General features: G+C 37.6%; 20 protein-coding genes and 1 tRNA gene. 5 read left to right on the top strand and 16 right to left on the bottom strand.

Annotated elements, in window-relative coordinates; all coding sequences use genetic code 11:
- Positions 1–114 precede the first annotated feature (114 nt).
- From JHT90_RS12745 to JHT90_RS12680, 14 genes are all read right to left on the bottom strand, one after another.
- Positions 115–981: a LysR family transcriptional regulator gene (locus JHT90_RS12745; protein ID WP_201091603.1), complete on the bottom strand. Its 867-nt coding sequence runs from the start codon at positions 979–981 to the stop codon at positions 115–117.
- Between the two features lie 16 nt (positions 982–997).
- Entirely contained in the window at positions 998–2,401 is a 1,404-nt protein-coding gene (locus JHT90_RS12740) for a sigma-54-dependent transcriptional regulator (protein ID WP_201091601.1), read from the bottom strand.
- 11 nt (positions 2,402–2,412) lie between these two features.
- Complete coding sequence (locus tag JHT90_RS12735; protein ID WP_201091599.1) at positions 2,413–4,023, bottom strand: sensor histidine kinase; 1,611 nt, start codon at positions 4,021–4,023, stop codon at positions 2,413–2,415.
- 1 nt (position 4,024) lies between these two features.
- Positions 4,025–4,249, bottom strand: coding sequence for a PP0621 family protein (locus tag JHT90_RS12730; RefSeq protein ID WP_201091598.1), 225 nt, complete (start codon positions 4,247–4,249; stop codon positions 4,025–4,027).
- Positions 4,250–4,329: 80 nt separating this feature from the next.
- Positions 4,330–5,040: a 16S rRNA (uracil(1498)-N(3))-methyltransferase gene (locus tag JHT90_RS12725; protein WP_201091597.1), complete on the bottom strand. Its 711-nt coding sequence runs from the start codon at positions 5,038–5,040 to the stop codon at positions 4,330–4,332.
- A gap of 11 nt (positions 5,041–5,051) precedes the next feature.
- Positions 5,052–5,384 (bottom strand): phosphoribosyl-ATP diphosphatase, encoded by a 333-nt coding sequence (locus JHT90_RS12720; protein WP_201091596.1) that lies wholly within the window; start codon positions 5,382–5,384, stop codon positions 5,052–5,054.
- A 4-nt stretch (positions 5,385–5,388) separates the two neighbouring features.
- On the bottom strand, positions 5,389–5,781 hold the full coding sequence (hisI, locus tag JHT90_RS12715; protein ID WP_201091595.1) for a phosphoribosyl-AMP cyclohydrolase: 393 nt from the start codon (positions 5,779–5,781) through the stop codon (positions 5,389–5,391).
- An 8-nt stretch (positions 5,782–5,789) separates the two neighbouring features.
- Positions 5,790–7,400, bottom strand: coding sequence for a ubiquinone biosynthesis regulatory protein kinase UbiB (gene ubiB / locus JHT90_RS12710; RefSeq protein ID WP_201091592.1), 1,611 nt, complete (start codon positions 7,398–7,400; stop codon positions 5,790–5,792).
- A 1-nt stretch (position 7,401) separates the two neighbouring features.
- The gene (locus tag JHT90_RS12705) at positions 7,402–7,998 is read right to left on the bottom strand and encodes a ubiquinone biosynthesis accessory factor UbiJ (RefSeq protein WP_201091590.1); all 597 of its coding nucleotides are present in this window, start codon (positions 7,996–7,998) and stop codon (positions 7,402–7,404) included.
- Positions 7,998–8,771, bottom strand: coding sequence for a bifunctional demethylmenaquinone methyltransferase/2-methoxy-6-polyprenyl-1,4-benzoquinol methylase UbiE (gene ubiE, locus JHT90_RS12700; protein WP_201095889.1), 774 nt, complete (start codon positions 8,769–8,771; stop codon positions 7,998–8,000). The genes JHT90_RS12705 and ubiE overlap by 1 nt, the downstream gene beginning before the upstream one ends.
- 71 nt (positions 8,772–8,842) lie before the next feature.
- Positions 8,843–9,988 carry an ABC transporter permease gene (locus JHT90_RS12695; protein ID WP_201091589.1) on the bottom strand — a complete coding sequence of 382 codons (1,146 nt, stop codon included), beginning with the start codon at positions 9,986–9,988 and terminating at the stop codon, positions 8,843–8,845.
- 1 nt (position 9,989) lies between these two features.
- Positions 9,990–11,141 carry an ABC transporter permease gene (locus JHT90_RS12690; RefSeq protein ID WP_201091588.1) on the bottom strand — a complete coding sequence of 384 codons (1,152 nt, stop codon included), beginning with the start codon at positions 11,139–11,141 and terminating at the stop codon, positions 9,990–9,992.
- Complete coding sequence (locus JHT90_RS12685) at positions 11,123–12,103, bottom strand: HlyD family secretion protein (RefSeq protein ID WP_201091587.1); 981 nt, start codon at positions 12,101–12,103, stop codon at positions 11,123–11,125. Before JHT90_RS12685 ends, JHT90_RS12690 begins: the two co-directional genes overlap by 19 nt.
- Positions 12,104–12,233: 130 nt before the next feature.
- Complete coding sequence (locus JHT90_RS12680; protein ID WP_201091577.1) at positions 12,234–14,006, bottom strand: GspE/PulE family protein; 1,773 nt, start codon at positions 14,004–14,006, stop codon at positions 12,234–12,236.
- Positions 14,007–14,174: 168 nt separating this feature from the next.
- Here JHT90_RS12680 and JHT90_RS12675 point away from each other — a divergent pair.
- Positions 14,175–14,251: transfer RNA gene (locus tag JHT90_RS12675), tRNA-Val, on the top strand.
- 53 nt (positions 14,252–14,304) lie between these two features.
- Positions 14,305–14,700, top strand: coding sequence for a PA2817 family protein (locus JHT90_RS12670; protein ID WP_201091575.1), 396 nt, complete (start codon positions 14,305–14,307; stop codon positions 14,698–14,700).
- On the opposite strand, the gene JHT90_RS12665 is transcribed toward JHT90_RS12670, so the two are convergent.
- Positions 14,697–15,893, bottom strand: coding sequence for an MFS transporter (locus JHT90_RS12665; RefSeq protein ID WP_201091572.1), 1,197 nt, complete (start codon positions 15,891–15,893; stop codon positions 14,697–14,699). The two genes, JHT90_RS12670 and JHT90_RS12665, sit on opposite strands and share 4 nt — an antisense overlap.
- A 70-nt stretch (positions 15,894–15,963) precedes the next feature.
- Positions 15,964–17,172: an MFS transporter gene (locus JHT90_RS12660; RefSeq protein ID WP_201091570.1), complete on the bottom strand. Its 1,209-nt coding sequence runs from the start codon at positions 17,170–17,172 to the stop codon at positions 15,964–15,966.
- Positions 17,173–17,685: 513 nt separating this feature from the next.
- Here JHT90_RS12660 and JHT90_RS12655 point away from each other — a divergent pair.
- From JHT90_RS12655 to cls, 3 genes are all read left to right on the top strand, one after another.
- Complete coding sequence (locus JHT90_RS12655; RefSeq protein WP_201091568.1) at positions 17,686–19,671, top strand: polysaccharide biosynthesis protein; 1,986 nt, start codon at positions 17,686–17,688, stop codon at positions 19,669–19,671.
- Positions 19,672–19,673: 2 nt separating this feature from the next.
- Positions 19,674–20,171 (top strand): pilin, encoded by a 498-nt coding sequence (locus tag JHT90_RS12650; protein ID WP_201091567.1) that lies wholly within the window; start codon positions 19,674–19,676, stop codon positions 20,169–20,171.
- Positions 20,172–20,318: 147 nt separating this feature from the next.
- Positions 20,319–21,764, top strand: coding sequence for a cardiolipin synthase (gene cls / locus JHT90_RS12645; protein WP_201091565.1), 1,446 nt, complete (start codon positions 20,319–20,321; stop codon positions 21,762–21,764).
- Positions 21,765–21,797 lie beyond the last annotated feature (33 nt).

Genomic DNA, 21,797 nt, shown 5'->3' with positions numbered 1-21,797 from the left:
ACGGTAACTTCTTTTATATACATTTAATATACAATAATATCTCTATTATAACGAATAAAATAGCAACCGAGTTAAAAATAGAGTTAGAAAGTAGAGCAATGGTTGTTTATTATTCTAGCATATTTTAAGGAGTTCTATTAGTTTAATAGTGGCTTTTGAAAGCGTTCGTTCTCTATGATAAAGGTAACCCAGCTGTCTGGATAGTGTTACATCTTTAACATTAAGCTTAATTAAACTGGGATCAAGCATTGTGCTTGGTAGTACACTCCATGCTATCCCTATGGAAACTAACATTTTAATAGTTTCCATATAGTTTGTGCTCATGGTTATATTGGGTGTTAGTTTAGCTTGTAAAAAACAATTTTTTATAATGTCATGGGTGAAAGTACCAAGACCTGGAAAAATAGCAGGATGTTTAGCTAAGGTTGCTAAATCGATCTGCTTGAACTGACTTAAGGGATTATCTTGGGAACATACAAAGTCTAAAGAGTCATTCCATATAGGTATTGCAGTCAATGGAGCATAAGTTGCGGCAGCTAAAGTAATAATAGCCAACTCTACATGGCCATGTAATACAGCATCATAGGCTTTTTCAGAGTCTAGAAAGTGAATATTTAAATTGACTTTTGGGTAACGTTTAGTAAAGCTACGTAATATAGGGGGCAGTCTGTGTAGCCCTATATGATGACTGGTAGCTATATTAAGTTGCCCTTTTACTTCTGTTTCTAAGTTAGATAGTTTACGGCTCGCGTCATTAATTTCTGTAAGAATATGATAAGCATGGGGTAATAATGCCTTACCTGCTTCCGTTAATTGTATGTTGCGGCCAATACGATCAAATAACTTGGTGTTAAGTGATTGCTCAAGGGTAGAGATACGTTTGCTAATTGCAGGCTGCGTAAGAAATAGCCGATCAGCAGCTAGTGAGAAACTGGAGGTTTCAGCTACTGCAATAAAAGCTGTTAGATTAGCAATATCCATGATGATGGACAGTCCATTAATCAATGCCTAATTTTTTTAGTCGGTAGCGCATAGAACGGAAAGATAATCCTAAGCGTTCAGCTGCAGCTGTTCTATTCCAACGGTTTTCCTCAAGCGCTTGGGTTAAAATTTTTCTTTCAACGGCTTCAAGATATTCTTCTAAATTACCAATATCTACTAAATTAGGCAGTTTATCTTCTGCAATAGAACTATCTTCAGTTTGTGAAGGTATTGATTGAGTAATTGGTGTGTTAACAGTGGCAGTAGAGGTCACCGATGAGTCACTTGGTAACATACTAGCAAAACGAAGGTCATCGGGCCTGATTACACCCTGTTCACAGAGTGTATAAGCACGTTCAAGTATATTCTCAAGTTCTCGTACATTGCCTGGGAATTCATAAGTCAATAATTTTTCAATGGCTTCATCGGAAAGCTTAACATCGTAGTTAGCACGTTTTAACAGTGCATCAGCCAATAGCGGAATATCTTCTTTATGGTCGCGTAATGGCGGAATTTTTAATTCAATAACATTAAGGCGGTAATAAAGATCTTGTCTAAACTTGCCTTCGACTACTCTTGCGGCTAAGTCGGCATGGGTAGCACAAAGAATACGTACATCAATAGGTTGTTCTTGTTGATCGCCAATAGCACGAATAGATTTTTCTTGGATAGCGCGCAATAGTTTTACTTGCATGCTGAGTGGTAAATCGGCCACCTCATCTAAAAATAATGTGCCACCTTGTGCCGCTTGGAATAAGCCTATTTTATCTTGGTTGGCACCAGTAAAACTACCTTTGCGATGACCAAAGAATTCGCTTTCCATCAACTCAGAGGGAATAGCCCCACAGTTGATAGCAATAAACGGCTGCTTAGCTCTAGGCCCTTGTAAATGAATGAGTCGAGCGATTACTTCTTTCCCCGTTCCAGATTCACCATTAATATAAACGGGTGCTTGGCTACGTGCCACTTTGTTTACTTGACTACGAAGTGCTTGGACTAGTGGAGAGTCACCAAGGAATTGTTGTTCAAAAGGAATATTATCAACTTTGGCAGTAGTTAGGTTAAGTGCTGATTTGATAATTTCTCGTAAATGGTTTAAATCAATGGGTTTTGTTAAATAATCAAAAGCCCCAGCTTTTAAAGCGATAATGGCTGTATCCATACTGCCATGGGCGGTAATCATAGCAATAGGCATTTGTGGATAATGCTGTTGCGTATACTCAATAAAGTCAAGACCATCACCATCAGGAAGTTTCATGTCCGTTAGGCAGAGATCAAAGGTTTCTTTCTTTAGTATTTCAGTTGCTTCTTTTAGCGTACCTACTGATTGAGTAGCTAATTTTAGTCGACCTAGAGTAATTTCAAGTAATTCTCGAATATCAGGTTCATCATCAATAATTAAAATTTTTGACTGTGTCATTATGATTTTTCCTAAAGTATCGGAGTGGCCGAGCAAAATGTTACGCGAAAACAACTTCCGCCGCCTTTTCTTGGTACATACACTAATTGCGCTTGATTACTGTCACACAACTCTTTAGTAACAAATAATCCTAAACCTGTACCTGTACCATCATTACTTGTGGTAAAGAATGGTTCAAAAAGTTTGTCTTCAAATTCAATGGGAACTCCTTCCCCATTATCTAAGATATCTAGTTGGGGAAGCTGGCTAGCGTTGTCAATATATAACATTAACCATATTTGTGCTATGCCATTTTCTTGTTTTGTATGACGAAACGCATTATTAACCAAATTAGTAACGATTTGATGGAGTTGTGAAGGAATAATGTGGGTAAAAAGGGGTCTAACAGCTATATCTAATTCAATTTTATACTCTGGTTTTAGTGATTCTTGATATTCAACAACAAAATTTTCTAGCCAAGAGGTTAATTCAAGTGGTTTCATTTCATAGTTAAAGCTATGACCTTGTTTTTTCTTAGAAAGTTGTAACACATTACTGATAATATTATTAACTCGATCAGAGTTATTTAGGATAATTTGTAATAAACGCTGATCTTGCTGATCCATATTTTCAGATTCTTTTAAAAGCTGTACAGCATGGCTTAAGGCGCCGAGAGGATTGCGTATTTCATGGGCAATACTGGCGGTTAAGTGGCCAAGGGAGGCCAGTTTAATTTGTTGTACTTGCTTGGCTATCACATCGGTACTTTCTAAGAACACCAAAATGACTAATTGATTACTGTGTTTAGAACGAATCAATGTTGGACGTAATTTACTAAGGTGTTTTTTAGATGGCTGTAAAGGTTGCGGCTCTAGCTTAGGGTTATTTAACCATTGTTTTATGGCAGTATAGAGTTCTGGAAAAATATGAGCTACTAACAATCCATCAAGCAGGGGTTCATCTAATAAATGGTGTGCTTCATTATTTGCCATAATAATTTGCCCTGTTTTATTAACTAATAGGGCGCCTGCAGGCATTTGTTCTACGATGAGACTATTAAGAATTTGTAAGTTGGCAACATCAGAGGCTTTTTGTTTAGCTAGTGCCTCGCTGGTTTTCATGCGAGCCACTAAGCTTTGAATAAGCATCGCACTAATAAAACATAGCGCGCCTAATGTACCTGCTTGAATGTATTCGCTGACCGTAATTTTGGTGACAAAAGAGAGAAAAGCGGTAATAACTACAATAATAATGCTACAAATAGCCGCAATAAGTAGCCCTATTTGGCCACGAAAAAGGGTGTTAGCAATAGCAACAGTAACAATCAATAGATTGCCAATACCGCTTGATGGGCCCGTAGCGGCATAAAATAAGATTGAAAGAATAACTATATCAAAAAATATTAGAGCAAGTGTGAGTGAAGGACTGGTTGATAATGGAAAAAATAAAGACGTAACATTACAAACAAAATAGATCCAGCAGGTAATATAAAAAATTTGCCGATTTTCTACTGTTAATATAGATTGATCTAAACCTAGAGAGACAATAAGAATAAGGGCTACGCTTAGACAAACTCGATAGAGTTGATATAAAAATAGAATACGTTTAGTAGCATGATAAGCGTTTTCTAGCTGAAAAATCACCTTACTTCTCCGCTTGTCGCGCGTGCTCTGAACAACAATACCATTGATTATTTGAACCTTTTATTGCATTTTTCTGAGGTGAATAGATATCACAATAACTGCATTTTACCATAGGCTCAGTATCATCAGTAAGTGTTTGATTAGCTTGTTTTTTTATTTTCTGGATATGCAGCCACAGAAAATAAATGGCAAAACCAACAGCTAAAAAGAATAATAGTCTTAACATACAGTAAACCCATCTAGAAATAAATAATATTGGACATTGTACTAAATAGAGATAGTTATTCTTTAATACAAGACAGTAAACTAATAGTAAAGTTTAGTTAAAAAAGCAGCAACAGCTGTTTCAACCCGTAGAATACGCTGACCTAATTGTACAGGCGTAAAACCAATTTGTTGTAATTTATCAACTTCATAATTAATCCAGCCACCTTCAGGGCCAATAGCTAAGGTTGTAGACTGTTGCGGAAGGCTAGGGCATTGGCGGTAATTACCAAGATGAGCGATTAAGTTTTGGGAGTCTTTTATTAAAGCAGGTAGTTGATCTTCTACAAAGGGCTTAAAGCGCTTAACCAGTTGCACTTCAGGTAAAACAGTATCTTTCGCTTGCTCTAACCCTAATAATAATTGTTGTTGTATGTTTTCTGGCATTAAAAAAGGGGTTTGCCAAAAGCTTTTTTCAACCTTATAGCTATTAATTAAAATCAGTTTATTAACGCCCATTGTGGCTATTGTCTGCAAGATTCTTCTTAACATTTTTGGGCGAGGTAATGCCAATAAAAGCGTAATGGGTAACTTAGCAGGAGGTGGCGTATCAAGCTGAAATTCAATAATCGCTTGTTCAGTGGATAACCTGCTGATATACCCTTTCCCCATAAAGCCATTGATTAAGCCCACAGCTAAAGCATCACCTACTTGGCTTTGGTGAACTTGAAGGATATGCTGTAGTTGCCTTCCCTTAATAACGGCTTGGTTATCGTTTACCAGATCAGTGGGAGAAAGTAGTAACAAATTCATTAATAGCGATATTATTCTTTAGGTCGTGCTGCTTTTTCTGCATGACCAGATAAACCAAAACGACGCTCTAATTCGTCTAACACTTGTTGAGGTTCAATATTGAGTGCAGATAGCATCACTAAACTATGAAACCATAAGTCAGCGGTTTCATAAATAACATCTTCTGTATTACCATTCATAGCTGCATCTTTTGCAGCGATGATGGTTTCAGTAGTCTCTTCACCTACTTTTTCTAAGATTTTATTTAGACCTTTGTGATATAGACTAGCAACATAGGAGCTTTCAGGGGCTGCTTGTTTGCGTTCTGCAAGTACTTTTGCTAAACGGTTGATTGTGTCCGTCATAGGGTTAACTCTTATAATATATGTCGTTAGGATCTTTTAAGGGTGTAGTGGTTTCTACCCAATTATTGTGTTGCAGTTTACGATAAAAGCAACTCACTCGCCCAGTATGGCAGGCAATGTTGCCCACTTGTTCTACTTTTAATAATAAGACATCTTCATCGCAATCCAAATAAATGTCATGGAGCTTTTGTACATGGCCTGATTCTTCGCCTTTACGCCACAACTTGTTACGTGATCTTGACCAATAAATAGCCCGTTGCTCTTTAACGGTGAGTGCTAGTGATTCTTTATTCATCCAAGCCATCATTAACACTTCACCTGTTAGGTAGTCTTGAGCAATTGCTGGAATAAGACCATCATTATTCCAGTGTATTTGTGCAAGCCAAGTTTCTGACATAAATATCCTTAACAACGACGAATAATAAGGTAGATACCAACTGCTAACATAAGATAATTAGGCCAGTGTTGCAGTGAGCTACCTTCCGTAATGGTTAAACTAATACCACCAGCAAGTAGCAATGCCCCTAATAATCTAAGTAATACAGAATCCTTTTTCTTGTGTTTAAGAGGATTCTTTTGTTGTAGTTTTATCTTGCGATTCTCATGTTCGATAATATTACGTGCCATTTTAGCAATATGAGGCATTTGCTCTACTTGATTACGGAAGTCAGCGATAACACGTTTTACACCTACACGTTGCCTCATCCAGCGTTCTAAATAAGGTTTAGCAGTAGTCCATAAATCCAAGTCAGGGTAAAGCTGGCGGCCTAAGCCTTCGATATTCAGTAAGGTTTTTTGCAGTAACACTAACTGTGGTTGAACTTCCATATTAAACCGACGGGCTATTTGGAAAAGGCGCATTAACACAAAACCAAAGGAAATATCTTTCAATGGCCTTTCAAAAATAGGTTCACAGACGCTACGGATAGCGTCTTCTAGCTCATTGATTTTGGTATTGGGCGGAACCCAGCCTGAATCAATATGTAGTTGAGCAACACGCCGATAATCCCGTTTGAAAAAGTAGAACACATTACGTGCCACATAATCTTGGTCTTCTGGCGTTAAGCTACCCACAATACCACCGTCGATGGCAATATAGCGTGGATATTCTGGATTCGTTGGATCAACCATAATATTGCCAGGGTGCATATCAGCATGAAAGAAGCTGTCTCTTAATACTTGGGTAAAGAAGATTTCTACACCGCGCTCAGCAAGCGCTTTTAAATCTACATTGTACTCATTGAGTTGCGCAACATTGTTAACAGCAATGCCATAAATACGCTCCATCACCAGTACTTGTTGGCGACATAACGGCCAATAGACTTTTGGAACATACAACAGCTCGGAGTTTTCAAAATTACGTCTTAGTTGAGAAAGGTTAGCGCCTTCACGTTGTAAATCTAACTCATCATTAATGGTTTTTTCATAGTCAGTGATAACTTCCATTAAATGCATACGTCTAGCGTCATAGTTAACGTATTCTGCTACCTGAGCGCAGTAATAAAGCCATGAAATATCTTGCTGAATAATAGGTTTTAGGTTTGGTCGTACTACTTTTACAACGACTTCTTCCCCTGTTTGCAGTTTAGCGGTATGTACTTGAGCAATAGAAGCAGAGGCTAGTGGTTCAATATCAAATTGTGAAAAAGCGTCCTCTACCTTCATGCCCAATTGTCTTTCAATCAACTCAATAGATTGTTCAGCAGGGAAAGGCGGTACATTATCTTGCAAAGAGGAGAGGGCTAATGCGATATCAGGAGGAATTAAATCCTGCCTAGTAGAAAGCATTTGGCCAAATTTAATAAAAACAGGCCCTAGTTCTTCTAAGGCTAAACGAATACGTTCACCACGGCTTAAAACAAGTGGCTTACGTCTAAACCAACGCCATGGTAATAAGTTTTTAAAAATACGCACCCCAAACGGTAAGATAGTAATATCAAACAATAGGTCATCTAGGCGGTATTTAATAACAACCTTAGTAATTTTATAGAGTCGTCTTATTGCCAGTAATCGCATATTAAGATTGTCCAAACTTTTTCTGTAATAAGTCTAGTATATTAGCAACTGGATTTTGAGCTACTTTAACTTCATCTAGGTTGAGAGAGGTCATCTTTTCAACAAAGGTGGTAAATTGGGTTTGTAATATACTTAACCCAAGTTGTAATTGCTCATTACCTAACTTCACGGATTGTACAGCTAATCCTGCGATAGCAGGGCCAAACCATTGTGATAATTCATGCTGCCAATCTGGATTTATCTCATCGAATATTTTAAAGAATTGATAAAGTAAGGAGGCTTCTCCCACAATCATCAGATCAGAGTTTTTTAAAAATAACTGTTTATCTTTTGTTAATAACAATTGTATTAATAATGGGGCAGAGGCGGTTAATTTACTATCCACAGTAAAGTCACAGTTATCCGTTAAAAATAAACCATTATCTGTTGGAATAATAAAGAACGTTTGCGAAGGTAGCGTACTTTGAATAGCAATCACTTTACCTTCAAGTTCAGCCAGTTGCTCAATAGCTAAGTTTGAACTGTCTAAATGGAGCAGTTTATTTAAGCCCTTTTCTAGGGTAGCTAAAGCAGCTTGTGTTGCCAGTGAACCAGCCATTAAGGTTTAATTCCTTTATGGAGTGCCACAATACCGCCTGTCATATTATGGTAGGTCACAGGATTAAAGCCAACGACTTGCATCATTGCTTTTAATGTTTCTTGATCAGGATGCATGCGAATAGACTCGGCAAGGTATTTATAGCTCTCTGAGTCATTAGCAATGAGTTTGCCCATTAAGGGTAGTAAAGTAAACGAATAAGCATCATACACTTTAGAGAAAAGCTCGTTAGTAGGTTTAGAAAACTCTAATACTAATAATCTGCCGCCTGGTTTTAATACTCTGAAAATAGAGCTTAAGGCTTCTTCTTTATGGGTTACATTACGCAAGCCAAAGGCAATAGTGACACAATCAAAGGTGTTTTCAGCAAAAGGCAGTTTTTCAGCATCTGCTTGCACAAAACGAACATTGTTGATAGTACCTTTGTCCATGAGCTTATCACGGCCAACACTTAGCATAGAAGAATTAATATCAGCTAATATAACTTCGCCCGTAGGGCCTACCAGACGAGAAAATTGACGGGTTAAGTCACCTGTACCACCAGCAATATCAAGGACTTTATTACCCGCTCTAACACCTGATAGCTCAATGGTAAAGCGTTTCCATAAACGATGAATACCACCAGACATAAGGTCATTCATAATGTCATATTTAGCAGCAACAGAATGGAAAACCTCAGCTACTTTTTTAGATTTTTGGCTTTCAGGCACATCTTGGTAACCGAAGTGAGTAATTGCTTCAGGTTGCTGTTGTTTGTTTTCTGAATCAGTCATAACTTGCCTCATTAAATTATGGTGACATTCTAAACGGAACGTCATTAATCATCCATCACTTTTCAAGGTGATTATAGTTTTCTCCACGATAAAGCTGTTAATCCATAGTCTCTTATTCTACTTACAATAATGGCTAGCATAGAATAAAACACAGCGAGTGCTAATAACATTAATACTTCTGTCCAAACATCCGAAATAGGGAGATTTAATTGATTAGTACCTGCTAACATTTTGGTTGCCCATGTTGAAGGCAGTAGTTGGGAAAGAAACCAAATAGGTACAGGCATAGAACTAGAGGGCCAAATAGCGCCTGAGAAATAAAACACAGGTATGGGAATAAAGGTAAGGGTTAAAAATACTAACTCAACACTACGTAAGCACTGCATAATAAATACGCCCATCGCAATGACAGCAAAAATAAACGGAAAAACTAAAATAAGTAATTCTGAAATGGGGGCTGTTTGTCGAAATCCCATCATTGCTGGCCAGAACACTAACAGTGCAATAGTTAAAAATAACCAGATTGGTATAAGCCCAGTCATTGCGCCAAGATGAATATGAAAAGGGGTTTTGTTATTGTGTGCAATATAAAGCCCTATACTGGTTAAGGTACTTGTCATCAATAGTGATTGTTGCATCATCATAATCAGCAGGCCGGGTAATGTGATAGCTGCAAAGTTGATGCCTGGATTATAAAGATCAGTGATGGTACTTTTCATGGGGCTCATAACAACACTAGCCTGATCTTGTGAAAACCCTTGTGCATAGAGTAATTGTTGATTACGTTGAGTTGATAAGTCCTGATAAATGGCACTTATAGCTTGTTGAATTTGGCCATTGGCTAAACGGCTAGTAGCGTCACCATAAATAGAAATAGAGGCTGTTTTGCCACTTAAAAAGTGTTTCTCAAAATCTTGTGGAATAATAATAACAGCGAATAATTTGCGCCAGTGCAAATCATTTTTAGCTTGATTAAGATTGTCATAAATAATGGTATCCATTTTAGGTGAGGCGTTAATTTGGCGAGTAATAAAGTGACTTGAAACGGTACGGTCTTGATCGATAACAGCCACAGGTAAATCCCATACCGTATAATTAGCAAACACTAAACTAATTAAGCAAAGTGAAACTAATAATATCATCCACACAGGCGCATTAAGTTGTCTTAATAGGGTTTGTTTAGCCGTTTGTAAAAATTCTTGAAGATGTGGTGTCATTTTATTTCCCCTCAGCAATATGGAGGCGACGTTTTATTCTGTTTCTAATGAGTAAAGCTACCACCGTAGGATAAATAGTCAGTATAAGACAAACCTCACCTATACCAAGCGGCTTTACATCCCGTAAGAAAACATCGAACATAGCATATAAAGCATGGGTTAACGGTTGTATATTAGAAATAATTTGTGCAGCTAAGGGCATTGAAAGTTCAGGCACAATTAAGCCTGAATATGTCATTGCAGAAGCAATTAATAAACTAATCAAACCATAGGCGGTAATGGCTGATTTAGTGAAGGTAAATAACAATACGCCTATTGCCTGTGCTGCTATAACGTAAAATACACTGATTAATAACATATACAGTGGATTGCCTACCACACGTGCACCAGAGAAAAAAATTAATCCTGCCAATGAACACATTAAGGTGGCTGTATAGGTTAAAGTATAAGGTAATAACTTACCTAATAACGCAACAGTAAATGATTTTGCATATAACAATTCAGTACGGCGACTAAGCACATAAATCATACAGGAAACAATAAACATCTGAATGATATGAATAGTGGCAGCAAATTGTTGATAGTATGAATAATTGGATGTGGCATTAAACAGGCTGCTATATACCACGTTAGGATTAGATAATTGTGGTAGGGGGAGATTATAGCGCGCTGCTACAATACGTTGATAACTACTGTTTAATTTATTAATGAGTGCTGGGTAATCTTGGGTAGAGAAATAGCCACTGCCATAGTAAAGAGCATTATAATAGAGATCAGGTGTAGGCTGTTTACCTGCTAATACTTCTTTTTCGAAACCAACAGGAATATAGAGTATTGCGTAAATATTGGCTTGTTCTAAATCCCGTAGGGCAGGCTCTAAGCCGTACTTATAAGGAATAATTTTAGCATGCGCTGTGGCGTTAAACTCACGAATGAGTTGTCTTGACAGTTGACTATTATCGTTATCTACAGCAGCAACGGGTAAATCAAGTAACGTATTTTCTGCAAATAGACCCGCTAATAAGGCGTAAAGGATAATAGGAAATATCCATGTAATCCAATGAATTACAAAAGTGCGAGATGCTAACCTGACTTCATAATGAAATGACCGATGAAAGCAGCGCCAATAGATTCTTACTTTTTCCAATCCCATAGTACGCTCATTCCAACTCGTAAGTTGTCTACAGGTTGATCGAGATAGAGTCGTACCTCAAAAGTTTTTAAATCAAAGTCACCTGTAGCTCTTGTAGCACGTTTTGTGGAGAAATCACCTAAGGGCGCAATATAACCAACTCGTGCTTTAATCTTTTTATCATCAATAGCATTGATAGCTGGCACAGACACTTCAATAATATCGTTTTTCTTAACATTCGCTAAAATATCTTCTCTTAAATAGAAAACAAAATACGCTTGTTGTATACGAATAACCGTCATTAAAGGGCTAGAAGCATTTAATAATTCGCCCACCTCAGCAGGGATAGAACCAATTTCACCCGCTACAGGGGAGACCACATTAAGGTCATCAGTAATCGCTTTAGTTTCTGCAAGGTTGTGTTCAGCTTCACGCAATTGAGCCGCAAATTGTTCTCGTTGTTCTATTCGATCGCCATTTAATGCTAAGTCTAAGTTAGCTTCGGCTGCTTTAACCGATTCGGCAGTAGTATCTCTGTCCCGTCTATAATTGTCTAATGCTATATCTGCTAAATAACCTTTATCGGCTAGCTGTTTATTTCGTGTATAGGTACTTAAGGCATTGGCATAATTCGCTTGCGCCTGTAGTAAATCTGCTTTAGCTGTACGTATATTTTCTTCACGAGTACCATTTAGAGACTCTTCTAGGCGTGCTTTAACATTATCACGCGCAGCTTCCGCTGCTTGCAGTTGTGCAATTAGCTCAGGGGAATCTAGTTTGATAAGTGGTTGACCTGCTTTAACATCGTCGCCACGTTCTACAAAACGTTCAACAACACGTCCTTTTGCTTTAGATACTACAATTACTTGTGGTGCATCGACTTCGCCCTGCAAAATTATATGCTGATTATGGGCACGAAATAAAATAGCCAAAGCAATAATAATGGCAATAAAAGCAAGGGTAATTATTTGTTTGACATTCATAGAGTGACTAATAACCCTTTGGTTGTTTTTAGGTATAAATTTCTAAAAATAGGGATTATTTTGTAATGAAAATCTCTATTAAACAATCATACCTTTGTCATCATTAGTCAGAATGAGTTCTTTATTGTGACTAATGAGGCGTCACTCTTAAAATTTCATCAATAGTGGTTAAACCCCTTCCTACCTTTTGTGCACCTGAGAGTCTTAAGCTATGCATACCATCTTTATAGGCTTGGATACGCACATCGTCAATATTGGTTTCAGGTTGAATAAGTTTTTTAATATCGTCAGTAAATAACATCACTTCATAAAGACCAAGTCGGCCTCTAAAACCAGTTTCACGACACTCTGGGCAACCAACAGGGCGCATGGTTTGGTTAGGAACAGGTGATTTCCAAGGTTTGGTAAGTTCATCCCAAACACTTTGGTCGATAGTGACGGGTTCTTTACAGTGAGGACAAAGCGTTCTAACTAAACGCTGTGCCATAATCCCTAAAATAGTACTTTTAATTAAGTAGTAAGGTACACCTAAATCCAGTAAACGCGTGATAGTGCTAGGCGCATCGTTGGTATGCACAGTAGATAATACCAAGTGACCTGTTAAGGCTGCTTGAATCGCCATTTCTGCTGTTTCAAGGTCGCGAATCTCACCCACCATGATAATATCAGGGTCTTGCCGCATTAATGCCCGAATACCACTGGCAAAGTCTAACTCAATATTATGCTGCACTTGCATTTGATTGAATGAGTCTTCAATCATTTCGATAGGGTCTTCAATAGTACACACATTTACTTCAGGTGTGGCTAATTGTTTTAAGGTTGTGTACAGGGTGGTAGTTTTACCAGAACCAGTCGGGCCTGTTACTAAAATAATGCCATTCGGTTGGGCGGTCATGTTGTTCCAACGTTTTAAGTCTTCATTCGAAAAACCTAATTCCGCAAAACCTCTTAACAATACATTAGGGTCAAAAATACGCATAACCATTTTCTCACCAAACGCAGTGGGTAAGGTGGAAAGACGTAATTCGATTTCATCCCCTAATGGCGATACTGTTTTAACACGACCATCCTGTGGTTTACGACGTTCGGCAATATTCATGCGGCCTAAAGTTTTTAAACGGTTAACTACAGCCGTACCCACTAATGGTGGAAATTGGTAGACATTGTGTAACACACCATCAATTCTGAGTCTTACTACAGAAAATTCACGACGTGGCTCTACATGAATATCACTGGCACGCTGTTGAAATGCATATTGGAAAAGCCAATCCACAATTTTAATAATATGCGAGTCATCTGCATTGAGATCATCTGCATTACTGGTAAGGCTTACCAATTGCTCGAAACTACTATTGGCAATATTACCGCCCAGATTTTCACCAGAAGCCTCTGTAACCGAACTGCTGAGGTTATAAAACTCATTGGTTAAGCGTTGAATATCAGCAGGATTGATAACAACCCGTTCAATAGGGCGTTTTAATACATGTAGTAGATTTTCCTCCCATGCCTTAACCAGTGGCTGCACACTCGCAATAACCACTTTTTCAGGAGTTGCTTCAACGGCCAAGATCTGATTGCGTTTAGCAAAGGCATAGGACATAACGGATGTTACAGAATTTACATCAACTTTTAACGGATCAATACGGCGATAAGGCTGTTTTACATAGTCAGCTAGCCAGATGGATAAGGTTTCAATATCCAGTTTTTTACCAGGGCGACTTAAATCATCTATTTTTTGATTAGCGATCACTTCCAATGGACTTTGTACAGCCAAGGGCGTATCTGCCTGTGTCATATAACAGAGGTCTTTTGCCCGTTTAGTGATACGCTCTTGATTAAGCAGCTCAGTTAAAAGATCGTTTAATGTTAAAACCCGATCTGGAGTAGGAGTATTAATAGCCATATTAAATAATTGATCTGTTTGTTTGAATAAGTTATATCATAGCGAATATTTGTTAATAAAACTTGTTTTCCCACTAATTTTAATAACAAAATTATATTACCAATTTTAATTAGATATTAAAAACACTTGACAGTTTGATGGTTCAGGTTAAAATTCACAACCCTATATAGGCATATAGCTCAGCTGGTTAGAGCATCACCTTGACATGGTGGGGGTCGTTGGTTCGAGTCCAATTATGCCTACCAATTAACTAAAGCCCGCCTTGTTGCGGGCTTTTTAGTTTTTAGGAAGCAATATAATGTCCCAATCTATTACGACTACTTTAGAACAGTTAGCACATGTTAGACAAATACTAGTGGCGCTAACAGAAACAGAACAGGTTTCTGCAGATGAACATGCTTTATTTATTGAGCGGTTTGATGAGTTAATGCAATTACTCCAAGATAATGCAGAAGATAGTCAGTATTTGGGACAAGAAATCATTAGCCAAATATTTTTCCGTTATCCGCAAGTGGCTCATTTAATTCCAAGAGAGTTATTATGGTTTTTTGGGGGCGATTGTTTGCACTTTATGCCAGATGAAGAAATCGATTTATTCCAGCAGTTAGAAGATTTACAGTACCAAGCAGAAAGTAATGGTGAATCATTTAATTGGTTACAAGCTAAACAACAGTTGTTACAGAAAAAGCCTTAATGGTTGCTAATAGGCTTTTTAAGCCATAATGCAAGAGCAAGGCTAATTATCAATAAACCACTAATAAAGGCTACTACGCCTTGCCAATTGTAGTTTGTCCAAGCGAGTCCGCCAGCCGTACCTAGTATACTGGAGCCCATATAATAGCAAAATAAGTAAAGCGATGAGGCTTGCCCCTTCGCTTGTTGGGCTAGGCGACCAATCCAACTACTAATCACTGAGTGCGCCCCAAAAAAGCCAAAGGTGAGGATTAGCATTCCTAAAAAGATAATAAGTGGATGAGGTACTAAGGTAATTAAAATACCCAGTAGCATAATACTAATGGCAATCCACAGTACTTTACTTTGTCCTTGCTGGTCTGCTAATAAGCCAAATTGTGTAGAACTATACATACCTGCTAAATAAACCAAAGAAAATAATCCAATCATAGCTTGGCTTAGTAAGTAAGGAGGGGCTAGTAGGTAATAGGTAATATAGTTTAGTAAAGTAACAAAGCCACCCATTAATAACAAACCTAATAAAAATAACCAAGGTAATTTGGGTGAGGTAAGATGATGAAGATAACCATGAAATAATTTATTAAGCTGTAAAGGGGTGCTATGAAAATGCTTTGAGCTAGGCAGAAAATACCAGAAACAGAAAGCAGCCAGCAAAACTTGCGTACCCATCACCGCTAAAATGACTTGCCAATGAATATAGTCAATAACAAAACCAGTAATCATACGGCCGCACATACCGCCTAGTGCGTTGCCTGCGATATAAATACCAATGGCTACGCCTAAGTTATTCGGTGATATTTCCTCACTTAAATAGGTCATGCCTATGGCTACAAGGCCACTTAATGATAAACCTACTAAAGCACGGCTAATTAGTAGCATTGTCCAATTAGGTGTTATGGCGCTGACAATAGTAAACAAAGCAGTGGCTAGTAAAGCGATTACCATAATACCTTTACGACCATAACTATCTGATAGAGGGCCAGTTAATAGAAGACCAAATGCCAACGTAGTGGCAGCAACTGATAACACTAAACTACTTTCTGCGGCAGTAATAGTAAAGTCTTGAGAAAATAGCGGCATCATTGGTTGAATGCCATACAATAGAGCGAAGGTTGTAAAACCACCTAAAAATAAAGTCAGTGAAACTTGCCAGAAGGCCTTAGAGCCTTGCTCAATATAACTATTATTATTCATTGTTCAGTTTTTATTTTAATAGAATGAAAAAGTAATAATAAAGGCAATTAATATTTAATGTAAAATAGTTTTATTGTGCAAAAGGCCGTTTTTTTAGGTATAACGCAACCATTAAGCTAACAATTAATAAACTACTAATATAGGCGATAACACCAAACCATTGACTTGATTGCCAAAAGTAGCCACCACAGGTTCCCATAATACTTGATCCCATATAGTAGCTAAAAAGATACAGCGATGAAGCTTGGCCACGGGCTTGGGTAGCACTTCGTCCAATCCAACTACTGGTTACCGAATGCGCCCCAAAGAAACCAAAGGTAAAAATAATCATCCCTATAAAAACCATACTAATAGGGGTAAAGAGGGTGATTAATGCACCACTGAGCATAACGGATATAGCAATCCATAATACTTTGGCATGTCCAAAACGATCGGCTAGCGAGCCAAAATGAGTAGAACTAAAAATGCCTGCGAGATAAACGATTGATAATAATCCAATCCACGTTTGACTTAGTAAGTAAGGGGCAGCTAGTAAACGGTAGGCAATATAATTAAACAGGGTAATAAATGCCCCCATTAATAAGAAACCTTGTAAAAATAACCAAGGCATACGAGGTTGGGTTAAGTGGTGAATATAGCCATTAAATAATTTATTAAGCTTAATGGGGGTTGCTTCAAAATGTTTGGATGCAGGTAATAATTTCCAGAGTAAAAAAGCACATATCAAGGTCAAGACGCCCATAATGGTAAGTACCATATGCCACGAAATAAAGTCGATTAATACCCCACTTAATAAACGGCCGCCCATACCGCCAATAGCATTACCTGCAATATAAAGACCCATGGCAACACCTAAGTGTTGGGGGGCTATTTCCTCATTAAGATAGGTCATAGCTACGGCAGCCACACCGCTGAGCGATAAACCAACTAAAGCACGACTAATCAGTAGTAATTGCCAATGTGAAACCGCTGCACTGATAAAGGTAAACGTGGCTGACATCAATAAGGCAATAATCATCACATTTTTTCGGCCAACTGCATCGGATATTGGCCCTGTTATAAGTAAACCAATAGCCAACATGGAGGTAGAAGTAGAGATTAATAAACTACTTTGTGCTGCGCTAACAGAAAAAAATTCAGAGAAAATAGGTAGCATGGGTTGTACACAATACAACAACGCAAAGGTAGAAAAACCACCTAAAAACAGTGCGAAAGATACTTTAATAAATTCGGCAGAGTTTTTTTCTATATAGCAGGGTGTATTATTGTTATCAACCATGACCAGTTACATAGTATTTTCTGAAAAAGGCATTATAGAATAAACCTAATAAGCGTATTAGTTAATCAAATTTTGATTTTTAACACAAATACTTAGACTAATTATCAGCCAAGAGTTCAAAATTGGTTATTTCTCACCATAAAAGAATTATTAAATCCTTATTAAACGGTAAGTTATATAAATTGCCTATGCACATTTGCTTTGCTGGATAAAGAAAGCAAGTTATTAATAGGTTATGTAATGAGTATAGCAAAACGCACAAAAAAGGCTTTTTGTGTTTGTTATCCGTTATTTTTTACTATCTATTGTATTTATAAAGCGTTTTGGTGGCATAATATCTAGCTTATTTATATTATTTAGCTTTATTATTTTTATTTTGTTTAAGATATTAATACATAAGCCAAGTAAAGATTCTTTTGTACTAAAGCCAATAAGGATAATCTCTTGTCTGGAGAGATATAGAGACGTTTTAAGGATAATCTTAATAGCTGAAGTTAGGTTACTGTAACGAATATGCAAAAAACATTTAAAGCAAAACTATTAGCCCTGCCTACATCCGCTAAACGCATGTTGCAAGTAGTAGCAGATGTGTTTATTGTCTGGTTTGCTTTATGGTTGGCTTTTATCGTAAGGCTGGGGATTGATGAAATAATCAACCCATTTGGCGAATACTATGAGTTGTTTATTGCTGCGCCATGTTTTGCGTTGCCTTTTTTGATTTATTTTAGATTACATAAAACCGTTAATCGTTATTTTGATAACGAAGCAATTATGGCTATTTTTAAGGCCATGTCTTTGTCTTCTTTATTATTGGCATTAGCTATTTATTGGTATCAACCTGACTTTCTTGTACCACGCTCCATTGTATTTATTTTTTGGTGGCTAAGCATTGTATTATTAGTGGGCTTTAGGTTAGTTGTCCGCCATTATTTAGTGCGTGATTGGCATATCCCATTTACTAAACGTTATGATAAAAAAGCGACCAATGTAGCCATATATGGTGCAGGTGTTGCGGGTAATCAGTTAATCAAAAGTATACGGATGAGTAAGGATATGTATCCTGTTGCTTTTATTGATGATGATAGTCAACTTAAGGGGCGTAGCATAGCAGGTTTGAAAGTCTATGCGCCTGAGCAAATTGAGCAGATGCTCATTAAAACAAGTGCCGAGGAAATATTGTTAGCTGTACCTTCTGCGAGTAGAGCGCGTCGTAGAGAAATTATCGCTTTACTTGAGGATTACCCTGTTAGGATACGTTCAATCCCTGGCATTATGGATTTGGCCAGTGGGCGTGTAAAAGTTGATGATATTCAGGAAATAGATATTGTTGATGTACTTGGCCGTGATACGGTGCCTCCTGATGAAAAACTATTTGAACACTGTATTAAAAATAAAACGGTATTGGTAACGGGAGCTGGCGGCTCAATTGGTGCTGAATTATGCCGTCAAATTGTGACGGTTGGGGTGAAAGATTTATTATTATTCGAGCACAGCGAATTTAATCTTTATAGCATACATTTAGAATTAACCAATTACATAGAACAAAAACAGTTACCCATTAACCTTGTACCCATTTTAGGCTCTATTCGTAATATAGAATTACTCAATAAAGTAATGACAAGTTGGCAAATTGATACCATTTATCATGCTGCAGCTTACAAGCATGTGCCAATGGTTGAACACAATATTGCAGAAGGTATCTTAAATAATGTAATAGGTTCATTAAATGTGGCGCAGGCCGCTATTTTGGCAAAGGTAAGTAATTTTGTACTTATTTCCACTGATAAGGCGGTAAGACCAACCAATATCATGGGGGCTACCAAGCGTTTAGCTGAAATGGTATTGCAAGCATTAAGCCATGAATTTAACCCTGTATTATTTGGTATGGGTAGAGAACCTGTATTACAGCAAACTTGCTTTACTATGGTTCGTTTCGGCAATGTGCTTGGTTCATCTGGATCAGTTATTCCACTGTTTCGTAAGCAAATCGAAGAAGGTGGGCCGATTACGGTCACTCATCCTGAAGTAACACGCTATTTTATGACCATACCAGAAGCAGCCCAATTGGTTATTCAAGCTGGCTCAATGGGGGAAGGTGGCGATGTGTTTGTATTGGACATGGGTAGCCCTATTAAAATTGCTGATTTAGCAGAGAAAATGGTCAATCTATCAGGCCTGTCTGTTATCACAGAAGATAATCCTCAAGGTGATATTAATATTTTATTCACTGGGCTAAGACCGGGCGAAAAATTGTATGAAGAGTTACTGATTGGCGAAAATGTAACAGGCACTGAGCATCCAATGATTATGCGCGCCAATGAGGAATATCTGGTGTGGGATGAGATGAAAAAGGTTCTAAAAGCTATTTTAGAGCAGCTTGAAAATAATGATTATGAATATCTACAAAACTTATTGGCTAATACGGTTGCTGGCTATCATACGGAAATGACAATGGTGGATTGGAATTATTTACAACATAACAACATTAATATTGAGTAGAGATGAACAAGTATTTATTAGTCATTTCTTTATTGATAATACCAACCACGATTTATGCAGATGATATAGAGCTTCAGCAAAAGCCATCGACTATCAGTTTAGCAGGCTTTATTTTGAGTAATATAGCAAATTTGGCTGTTGGTGATACAGACTATAAATCACGCGCTCAAATGGCAGAGGCTTTGTCTTTGGCCAGTGATCAAAAAGCGGCTGTGGCAGAGTATTTCGCAGCAGAAGGACGCTGTCCAGATAATACAGTTTCCAATACACACAGGATCGCTAAACCCTCTGTACTTTCAGGTAAGTATGTAGCACAAGTCGTGGTTAAGGAAGTGAATAAGCATTGCACGATTATGGCTACTATGAAAACAGAAGATGTAAATCAAGCGTTAGCAGGTAAAACTCTCACTTTAACCATGACCCCATTAGAAAGTGTTTTTATGTGGGAGTGTGCTAGCAACGTGGATAATAAATATTTACCAGCCCCTTGCCAACAATAGAGCATCAAAACTATTTCCCTAGAAATAGTAAGTAATACTTTTGTTATTTACTATTTTTTGCTGTTAGCTATTAAGCGTATTACATTCTTGTAGAATAACCCGTATATTGAAAGATATTAATAAAGTCATTAAGGATAGAGAAGAAGAATGATTATACATGCTGAACATTTTTATTGGTTTAGTGCTCTTTTTATTACCATAGAATTGTGCGGTATTCTTGCGGCTATGCATGCGTTATTTACTGTACGTACTTCACAGGGTGCTGTGGCGTGGGCAGTGTCTTTAGTGTTTATGCCTGTTTTAACACTTATACCCTATCTTATTTTTGGTCGTAATAAATTTGGCGCCTATATTAAGGCACGTCGCCAAGTAGATGAAGAAATGCACCAAGTCACTCAAAAAATTGATTGGCGTAATTGGATAAAAGAGGTGATAACAGGCAGCCCCGACCAACGTTATGAAAGTGTACGTGCGTTCTATAAATTAACGGGAATGCCATTATTAGCTAATAATAAAATTGATTTACTAGTTAATGGTCAACAAACCTTTGATACGATCTTTGCCGCATTACGTCATGCCAAAAAAGTAGTACTAATGGAGTTTTTTATTGTAAATGATGATGCGTTAGGCAAAGCGTTACAAAAAGAATTGATAAATTGCGCCAATAGAGGGGTAAAAGTTTATTTCCTGTATGATCGGGTAGGCAGTATACGATTACCAGGTCAGTATATTGCCACGTTGAAAAAAGCAGGGGTGTTTGTTGGCTCTTTTTCAACACGTACTAGCTTTTTTAATCGCTTCCAATGGAATTTCCGTTGTCATCGTAAAATAACCATTATAGATGGTGAAATAGGCTTTGTCGGTGGTCATAATGTAGGTATCGAATATTTAGGCAAAAAACCACCACTAGCACCATGGCGTGATACCCATATTGTATTACAAGGCCCAATTGTTACTTGTTTACAAGAGACTTTTGCTGAAGATTGGTTTTGGGCAAGTGGTACATTGCCTGAATTGTTATTCCAAACGCAATTTCCCACTGATGGCGTCGCTTGCCAGTCAATACCTAGTGGCCCTGCCGATGCACAAGAAACCTGTTCGTTATTTTTTGTTGAAGCACTGAATGCCGCTAAAAACCGTATATGGATTACCAGCCCTTATTTTGTACCTGATGAGGCAGTGTGGAGTGCTTTACAATTAGCTGTGTTGCGTGGGGTAGATGTAAGAATTTTGCTCCCTTCCCGTAGAGATCACTTATTTGTTTATTTAGCTTCTGTGCTGTACGCAATGGAAGCAGTAAAAATGGGGGTTAGAGTCTTTAATTACACAGAAGGCTTTATTCACCAAAAAGTGCTGTTAATTGATGATGATGTAACAGCTATTGGTAGTGCTAATCTTGATAACCGATCTTTCCGTTTAAACTTTGAAATTATGGTACTCACCATTAGTGAAAGGTTCACCGAGAAGGTAGAAGATATGTTAGTTCATGACTTTGCTGTTTCTACAGAAAAAAGCTTGGTTGATAGTAAAAAATATTCTTTCTTTTATCGTTTTGGTTTAGGTATAGCAAGACTACTATCACCTGTATTATAACTTAACAGACCAGTAGTAACTTGGCGTTACTAC

The sequence above is a fragment of the Entomomonas asaccharolytica genome, from assembly GCF_016653615.1.
Taxonomy (GTDB): Bacteria; Pseudomonadota; Gammaproteobacteria; order Pseudomonadales; family Pseudomonadaceae; genus Entomomonas; species Entomomonas asaccharolytica.
This window is presented reverse-complemented; position numbering and strand designations above follow the sequence as displayed.

What these genes read in the sequence shown, in the direction of transcription:
- JHT90_RS12745 (WP_201091603.1), bottom strand. Translation starts at nt 981, where the DNA reads ATGGATATTGCTAATCTAACAGCTTTTATTGCAGTAGCTGAAACCTCC.
- JHT90_RS12740 (WP_201091601.1), bottom strand. Translation starts at nt 2,401, where the DNA reads ATGACACAGTCAAAAATTTTAATTATTGATGATGAACCTGATATTCGA.
- JHT90_RS12730 (WP_201091598.1), bottom strand. Translation starts at nt 4,249, where the DNA reads ATGTTAAGACTATTATTCTTTTTAGCTGTTGGTTTTGCCATTTATTTT.
- JHT90_RS12725 (WP_201091597.1), bottom strand. Translation starts at nt 5,040, where the DNA reads ATGAATTTGTTACTACTTTCTCCCACTGATCTGGTAAACGATAACCAA.
- JHT90_RS12720 (WP_201091596.1), bottom strand. Translation starts at nt 5,384, where the DNA reads ATGACGGACACAATCAACCGTTTAGCAAAAGTACTTGCAGAACGCAAA.
- hisI (WP_201091595.1), bottom strand. Translation starts at nt 5,781, where the DNA reads ATGTCAGAAACTTGGCTTGCACAAATACACTGGAATAATGATGGTCTT.
- ubiB (WP_201091592.1), bottom strand. Translation starts at nt 7,400, where the DNA reads ATGCGATTACTGGCAATAAGACGACTCTATAAAATTACTAAGGTTGTT.
- JHT90_RS12705 (WP_201091590.1), bottom strand. Translation starts at nt 7,998, where the DNA reads ATGGCTGGTTCACTGGCAACACAAGCTGCTTTAGCTACCCTAGAAAAG.
- ubiE (WP_201095889.1), bottom strand. Translation starts at nt 8,771, where the DNA reads ATGACTGATTCAGAAAACAAACAACAGCAACCTGAAGCAATTACTCAC.
- JHT90_RS12695 (WP_201091589.1), bottom strand. Translation starts at nt 9,988, where the DNA reads ATGACACCACATCTTCAAGAATTTTTACAAACGGCTAAACAAACCCTA.
- JHT90_RS12690 (WP_201091588.1), bottom strand. Translation starts at nt 11,141, where the DNA reads ATGGGATTGGAAAAAGTAAGAATCTATTGGCGCTGCTTTCATCGGTCA.
- JHT90_RS12685 (WP_201091587.1), bottom strand. Translation starts at nt 12,103, where the DNA reads ATGAATGTCAAACAAATAATTACCCTTGCTTTTATTGCCATTATTATT.
- JHT90_RS12680 (WP_201091577.1), bottom strand. Translation starts at nt 14,006, where the DNA reads ATGGCTATTAATACTCCTACTCCAGATCGGGTTTTAACATTAAACGAT.
- JHT90_RS12670 (WP_201091575.1), top strand. Translation starts at nt 14,305, where the DNA reads ATGTCCCAATCTATTACGACTACTTTAGAACAGTTAGCACATGTTAGA.
- JHT90_RS12665 (WP_201091572.1), bottom strand. Translation starts at nt 15,893, where the DNA reads ATGAATAATAATAGTTATATTGAGCAAGGCTCTAAGGCCTTCTGGCAA.
- JHT90_RS12660 (WP_201091570.1), bottom strand. Translation starts at nt 17,172, where the DNA reads ATGGTTGATAACAATAATACACCCTGCTATATAGAAAAAAACTCTGCC.
- JHT90_RS12655 (WP_201091568.1), top strand. Translation starts at nt 17,686, where the DNA reads ATGCAAAAAACATTTAAAGCAAAACTATTAGCCCTGCCTACATCCGCT.
- JHT90_RS12650 (WP_201091567.1), top strand. Translation starts at nt 19,674, where the DNA reads ATGAACAAGTATTTATTAGTCATTTCTTTATTGATAATACCAACCACG.
- cls (WP_201091565.1), top strand. Translation starts at nt 20,319, where the DNA reads ATGATTATACATGCTGAACATTTTTATTGGTTTAGTGCTCTTTTTATT.